At 49.5% G+C, this 6,417-nt stretch carries 4 protein-coding genes and 11 tRNA genes; 14 read left to right on the top strand and 1 reads right to left on the bottom strand.

Going from position 1 to position 6,417, the window contains the following annotated elements:
- Nucleotides 1–47 precede the first annotated feature (47 nt).
- The 11 genes from P2G85_RS14640 to P2G85_RS14590 all read left to right on the top strand — a co-directional run bounded on the left by P2G85_RS14640 (nt 48) and on the right by P2G85_RS14590 (nt 1,324).
- Nucleotides 48–122: transfer RNA gene (locus tag P2G85_RS14640), tRNA-Gln, on the top strand.
- 70 nt (nt 123–192) lie between these two features.
- Nucleotides 193–277 (top strand) — tRNA-Leu (locus P2G85_RS14635).
- 23 nt (nt 278–300) lie between these two features.
- Nucleotides 301–377: transfer RNA gene (locus P2G85_RS14630), tRNA-Met, on the top strand.
- A gap of 18 nt (nt 378–395) precedes the next feature.
- A tRNA-Leu gene (locus P2G85_RS14625) sits at nt 396–482 on the top strand.
- A 17-nt stretch (nt 483–499) separates the two neighbouring features.
- Nucleotides 500–584 (top strand) — tRNA-Leu (locus P2G85_RS14620).
- 29 nt (nt 585–613) lie between these two features.
- Nucleotides 614–688: transfer RNA gene (locus tag P2G85_RS14615), tRNA-Gln, on the top strand.
- A 70-nt stretch (nt 689–758) separates the two neighbouring features.
- Nucleotides 759–843, top strand: a tRNA-Leu gene (locus P2G85_RS14610).
- A gap of 23 nt (nt 844–866) precedes the next feature.
- Nucleotides 867–943: transfer RNA gene (locus P2G85_RS14605), tRNA-Met, on the top strand.
- A gap of 37 nt (nt 944–980) precedes the next feature.
- Nucleotides 981–1,065 (top strand) — tRNA-Leu (locus tag P2G85_RS14600).
- A 29-nt stretch (nt 1,066–1,094) separates the two neighbouring features.
- Nucleotides 1,095–1,169 (top strand) — tRNA-Gln (locus P2G85_RS14595).
- Between the two features lie 70 nt (nt 1,170–1,239).
- Nucleotides 1,240–1,324 (top strand) — tRNA-Leu (locus P2G85_RS14590).
- Between the two features lie 290 nt (nt 1,325–1,614).
- Here P2G85_RS14590 and P2G85_RS14585 read toward each other — a convergent pair.
- Nucleotides 1,615–2,766, bottom strand: coding sequence for a 2-octaprenyl-3-methyl-6-methoxy-1,4-benzoquinol hydroxylase (locus P2G85_RS14585; protein ID WP_275864812.1), 1,152 nt, complete (start codon nt 2,764–2,766; stop codon nt 1,615–1,617).
- Nucleotides 2,767–3,284: 518 nt separating this feature from the next.
- On the opposite strand from P2G85_RS14585, the gene miaB reads away from it, so the two are divergent.
- From miaB to ybeY, 3 genes are all read left to right on the top strand, one after another.
- On the top strand, nt 3,285–4,709 hold the full coding sequence (gene miaB, locus P2G85_RS14580) for a tRNA (N6-isopentenyl adenosine(37)-C2)-methylthiotransferase MiaB (RefSeq protein ID WP_275864811.1): 1,425 nt from the start codon (nt 3,285–3,287) through the stop codon (nt 4,707–4,709).
- Between the two features lie 71 nt (nt 4,710–4,780).
- On the top strand, nt 4,781–5,878 hold the full coding sequence (locus P2G85_RS14575; RefSeq protein WP_275864810.1) for a PhoH family protein: 1,098 nt from the start codon (nt 4,781–4,783) through the stop codon (nt 5,876–5,878).
- A gap of 2 nt (nt 5,879–5,880) precedes the next feature.
- On the top strand, nt 5,881–6,345 hold the full coding sequence (gene ybeY, locus P2G85_RS14570) for an rRNA maturation RNase YbeY (protein WP_275864809.1): 465 nt from the start codon (nt 5,881–5,883) through the stop codon (nt 6,343–6,345).
- The last annotated feature ends 72 nt before the right edge of the window (nt 6,346–6,417 follow it).

Here is a 6,417-nt window from a genome sequence, read left to right as displayed (position 1 = left end):
GTCTCTCCTTCCGCACCATATTTAGATAACATTACGTTGTCGCCTGTAGGGCTATCGCCAAGCGGTAAGGCAGCGGCTTTTGATGCCGCCATTCCCTGGTTCGAATCCAGGTAGCCCTGCCATTATTTCCCTTGAAATATAGGGTTAGTTATTGAGGTTTTACCAATTACCTTGATAATGACAGATCAAGTTGCGGAAGTGGCGGAATTGGTAGACGCACCAGATTTAGGTTCTGGCGCCGCAAGGTGTGAGAGTTCAAGTCTCTCCTTCCGCACCATACTTGATCAAAACAATTTGTATGGCTACGTAGCTCAGCTGGTTAGAGCACATCACTCATAATGATGGGGTCACAGGTTCGAATCCCGTCGTAGCCACCATATTTACTGTCTGATTGCGCGGTGGTGGCGGAATTGGTAGACGCGCTAGCTTCAGGTGCTAGTGTCCGTTAGGACGTGAGGGTTCAAGTCCCTCCCTCCGCACCAAATTAGACAGAAATTATGCGGAAGTGGCGGAATTGGTAGACGCACCAGATTTAGGTTCTGGCGCCGCAAGGTGTGAGAGTTCAAGTCTCTCCTTCCGCACCATATTTAGATAACATTACGTTGTCGCCTGTAGGGCTATCGCCAAGCGGTAAGGCAGCGGCTTTTGATGCCGCCATTCCCTGGTTCGAATCCAGGTAGCCCTGCCATTATTTCCCTTGAAATATAGGGTTAGTTATTGAGGTTTTACCAATTACCTTGGTAATGACAGATCAAGTTGCGGAAGTGGCGGAATTGGTAGACGCACCAGATTTAGGTTCTGGCGCCGCAAGGTGTGAGAGTTCAAGTCTCTCCTTCCGCACCATACTTGATCAAAACAATTTGTATGGCTACGTAGCTCAGCTGGTTAGAGCACATCACTCATAATGATGGGGTCACAGGTTCGAATCCCGTCGTAGCCACCATTCCTAAACACTCTTAAGAGAGTAGTTAGGAATAGATGCGGAAGTGGCGGAATTGGTAGACGCACCAGATTTAGGTTCTGGCGCCGCAAGGTGTGAGAGTTCAAGTCTCTCCTTCCGCACCATATTTAGATAACATTACGTTGTCGCCTGTAGGGCTATCGCCAAGCGGTAAGGCAGCGGCTTTTGATGCCGCCATTCCCTGGTTCGAATCCAGGTAGCCCTGCCATATACAACGTTATATTGAACCACCAATGTTCAATGTAACTACACTCTTTGCTAGAGATTAAACAAGCAATGCGGAAGTGGCGGAATTGGTAGACGCACCAGATTTAGGTTCTGGCGCCGCAAGGTGTGAGAGTTCAAGTCTCTCCTTCCGCACCATCTTAAGGAAACCCAGCTTTTTGGCTGGGTTTTTTCTTTGTTCTGGACTCAGCGGGTCAATGATCGGCTGAAATTAAAAAAGCGAGCCTGGTGCTCGCTTTTTTTCTGCCTGCTCTATTTGCACATAGCAACCCGGATAAGTAAGTGTTCAGATCATTGCGCAGGAAAAATCGCTTAGAACAAGGCGTAGATTTCGGTTAACTAGTTAATCTAATTACCCAATCGACAACATAGTTATCAGCGCTTTTAACCAGCAAGAATGAGCAGATACTTATGTAGATTGGTATCATCTACATACCTAAAGCATATTTCAATACCCGGGCTTTGATTGGCCCCGAATGCTCGGCCAATTTTAATGCTGCATTACGGGCAAATTTCACCGGTGCCAAATCATTACTGAAACCTTTGTAGAACAAATCCATCCCGGTTTGCATCAGTAAGTTATCCGGGCGACGCAAACGCTCATACTTAGTCAAGAGTTTTTCGCTGAGCTGATCTTGGCCTTGTGTTACCGCAAGCAGTACATCGACATCTTTAAAACCAAGATTAACCCCCTGCCCGGCTAAAGGGTTAATGGTGTGTGCCGAATCGCCAACCAAGACACAGTGCCGCGCAGAGTATGCTTGTGCGTGACGACGAGTAAGAGGAAACGAACCAAACTGAAGCACCTCGATATCGCCCAGTTCAGCCGGAAAGGCACGCAAAATTTCTTGTTTTAACTGCTGCCTGGTCATCGCACACAGCTGCCGGATGCGTTTTGGCGCGTCATACCACACCAGTGAGGCCTGATGGCCGCAAAGAGGCAAAAAGGAACGGGGGCCTGTTGGGGTAAACTGTTGCCAGGTGATGTCCTGCTGCGGTTTTTCCGTTTCGACATTTATCAGCATACAGTGTTGACGATAATCCCAGGCCGTCACGCCGATCCCGGCTAACTGACGCACTCGGGAATTTGCCCCATCCGCACCAATGACCCACTGGGCCTCAAACTGTTCACCACTTTCCAGTGTGACTTGATTTACCTCACCAAAGTCGATGCTTTTTAGCCGTTGCGGACACTTCACGCTTACGTTGTCGTACTGCTCAAAGAGCTGCCACAGGCCCAGCTGAATTAAACGATTCTCTACGATATAGCCTAATTGCTCCAGCGATACATCATCAGCGTGAAAACGCGTCCGGCACTCCGGATGCTCCCAGGTTTCCAAACGGCGGTAGGGACAGACACGCATGGCTTCAATTGCGGACCATGCGCCCAATGAATCAAGTAGCTTCACCGACTGGTGTGATATTGCAGATACACGAATATCCATGGCTTGCGAGGGGGCAAATGCCTTTGGCTCGGCACCTTCAACCACCGCAACGCTTCTGCCTTGCCTGGCAAATCCGACAGCAACCGCTGCACCCACCATACCGCCACCGATCACGGCAATGTCATACTTGTTCATTTCTTGCTCTTCATCGTGTTGATTAATTGCGATTTTTAATTGTACGTTCCACGCCCACTTTTACAACATTGTTTATCCTAAGTGCTATGTACCGCGATGGAACTTACTCGATTGGTAAACGCGTTGGTGATTTGCTGGTTTAGGCACTCGAAATCCGGCACCGCTACTAATGGCGACGAATCAAAGCCACTCACCCGCAGGAAACTTCTACTTTCATAGTCTGGCCATTGACTTAACCAAAGTATACAAACCAGCCACCTCTTTGTTTTTCCTGACATAAAGATCCCAGTGGCAGCACTAAACTCTGAACATATTGATGTAAGGGATTTTAGAGATAGCCAAAACCTTGCTCTCTATAGGGCAAAAATCCAGATTCCATCGGGGTTTGCAGAGAATTTGCCAGATCACTGGTCAGGTGCTTTTTAAAGCAGTACAATACGCCGCTTGCCGCCGTAATGGCGGCTATAATTTGAGCAACAGCTCTCCGATTTAAGTACAACTGAACGAGCGAAAGTGAGATGAGTAAGAAACTGCTAATTAAAACCTGGGGCTGCCAGATGAACGAATACGATTCATCAAAAATGGCCGACCTGCTTAATGCTGCTAACGGCTACGAGCTGACTGAAGAACCAGAGGAAGCAGACGTACTTCTACTTAACACCTGTTCGATCCGTGAAAAAGCGCAAGAAAAAGTTTTCCACCAGCTTGGCCGTTGGAAAACCTTAAAAGACAAAAAGCCTGGCGTGGTTATCGGTGTGGGTGGTTGTGTAGCAACACAAGAAGGCGATCACATCCGTGAACGTGCACCATTCGTTGACGTAATTTTTGGTCCTCAGACACTTCACCGTCTGCCAGAGATGATCAAACAATCTCAATCGGATGAAGCGCCGGTGATGGATATTTCATTCCCTGAGATCGAGAAATTCGACCGCCTGCCAGAACCGCGTGCAGAAGGTGCAACCGCGTTCGTTTCTATCATGGAAGGCTGTTCTAAGTACTGTACTTACTGCGTGGTACCATACACACGTGGTGAAGAAGTCAGCCGCCCAATGGATGACGTACTGTTCGAAATCGCCCAGCTGGCAGAACAAGGGGTTCGTGAAGTTAACCTACTGGGTCAGAATGTAAATGCATACCGCGGCCCGATGCACGATGGTGAGATCTGTTCATTTGCTGAACTACTGCGCCTGGTTGCCTCTATCGACGGTATCGACCGTATCCGCTTTACCACCAGCCACCCGCTGGAGTTTACTGACGACATCATCGCCGTTTACGAAGATACGCCTGAGCTGGTGAGCTTCCTGCACCTGCCGGTACAAAGTGGTAGTGACCGCATCCTGACCATGATGAAACGACCGCACACGGCAATCGAGTACAAGTCGATCATCCGTAAGCTGCGTAAAGCCCGTCCTGATATCCAGATCAGTTCTGACTTTATTGTTGCTTTCCCAGGTGAAACAGACAAAGATTTCCAGGACACCATGAAGCTGATCAAAGACGTAGACTTTGACATGAGCTTCAGCTTTATCTTCTCGCCACGTCCGGGAACGCCGGCTGCAGATTACCCGTGTGATCTGCCAGAACAAACCAAGAAAGAGCGCCTGTACGAGTTGCAACAAGTGGTAAACTCGCAGGCAATGCGCTACTCACGTCAGATGCTGGACACTGAACAGCGCGTTCTGGTTGAAGGACCATCGAAGAAGAACTTGATGGAACTACGCGCTCGTACCGAGAATAACCGTGTAGTAAACTTTGAAGGATCAGCTGATCTGATCGGTCAGTTTGTTGACGTGAAGATTGTGGACGTATTTGCCAACTCACTGCGCGGTGAACTGGTACGTACAGAAAAAGACATGGACCTTCGTAGTGTGATTTCGCCAACCCAAATGATGGCCAAAACACGCCGCGAAGACGAGCTGGGTGTAGCTACCTTTACGCCTTAAGCTCGTATAAAGCCATTAGAAGCCCGGTCTAAATCGGGCTTCTGCAAAATGGCAGATAATGAGAGGCAACATTGAGCAATAAAATTGTAACCCTAGAAATCAATCTAGAACCTTCCGACAACCGCCGACTAGCTAGCCTGTGCGGCCCTTTCGACGATAACATCAAGCACTTAGAACGCCGCCTCGGCGTCGAAATCAACCACCGGAGTAACTTCTTTACCGTCGTCGGTAAACCTCATACTGCCGCGGCTGCGCTTGATATCATCAAAACCCTGTATGTCGACACCGCTCCGGTGCGCGGGCAGACGCCCGACATTGAACCGGAACAGATCCACCTGACGATCAAAGAGTCCGGCGTGCTGGAGCAGAATACCGAATCCAGTATCGAGCACGGCAAAGAAGTATTTGTCAAAACCAAGAAAGGTGTGATTAAACCGCGCACCCCCAATCAGGCTCAATACCTGATGAATATGGCGACTCACGACATCAGTTTCGGCATCGGCCCGGCGGGTACCGGTAAGACTTACCTGGCAGTAGCAGCGGCGGTTGATGCACTCGAACGCCAGGAAATCCGTCGTATTTTGCTCACCCGGCCTGCCGTCGAAGCAGGTGAAAAGCTGGGCTTTTTGCCGGGCGATTTAAGCCAGAAAGTCGACCCTTACCTGCGCCCACTTTACGATGCGCTGTTTGAAATGCTTGGCTTCGAACGCGTAGAGAAGCTGATTGAGCGCAATGTAATTGAAGTCGCGCCACTGGCCTACATGCGCGGCCGGACCCTCAATGACGCGTTCATCATTCTCGATGAGAGTCAAAACACCACCGTCGAACAGATGAAAATGTTTTTAACCCGTATCGGCTTTAACTCACGCGCAGTCATTACCGGTGACGTGACCCAGATTGACTTACCCCGCGGAGCCAAATCAGGCCTGCGCCATGCGATTGAAGTACTGAATGAAGTCGACGACATCAGTTTTAACTTCTTTCAGGCCGACGACGTGGTGCGCCACCCGGTCGTAGCTCGCATCGTCAACGCCTACGAGAAATGGGAAGCACAGGATCAGAAAGAACGCAAAGAGTTCGAAAAACGCCGCCGCGAAGAACGTGATGCAAAATTGCTGGAAGCCGCCAAAGCTGAACTCAGCGCCCAAGCCGCCGAGAAAAAGGAATAACCATGACCATTGAACTAGATCTGCAACTGGCAGTCGAAAGTGAACAGGGATTGCCGTCCGAGCAGGATTTTCAACAGTGGTTGAACAGCGCAATTATCCCCTTTCAGCCTCAGGCGGAAGTGACCATTCGTATCGTGGATGAGCAGGAGAGCCACCAGCTTAATCACGAATACCGCGGCAAAGACAAACCAACCAATGTGCTGTCTTTCCCGTTCGAAGCACCGCCAGGCATTGAAATGGATCTGCTGGGTGACTTGATCATATGCCGTCAAGTTGTTGAAAAAGAGGCGGTAGAACAAAACAAGCCGCTGACAGCACACTGGGCGCATATGGTTGTACATGGCAGCCTGCATCTGCTAGGTTATGACCATATCGAGGACGATGAAGCCGAAGAGATGGAATCCCTCGAGACAGAAATCATGCAGGGAATGGGTTTTGCTGACCCATACCAGGCAGAAAAGGAGTAACCAACGGTTACGCCTCCGTGAAAAACGAAACACGCCCTATCGGGCGTATTGGATTTTTCAATGTGAGCTATC

The organism is Vibrio sp. CAU 1672 (assembly GCF_029223195.1).
In the GTDB taxonomy this organism is placed as follows: Bacteria; Pseudomonadota; Gammaproteobacteria; order Enterobacterales; family Vibrionaceae; genus Vibrio.
Note: the sequence above shows the minus strand (reverse complement) of the source record. Positions and strands in the feature narration are given on the sequence as shown.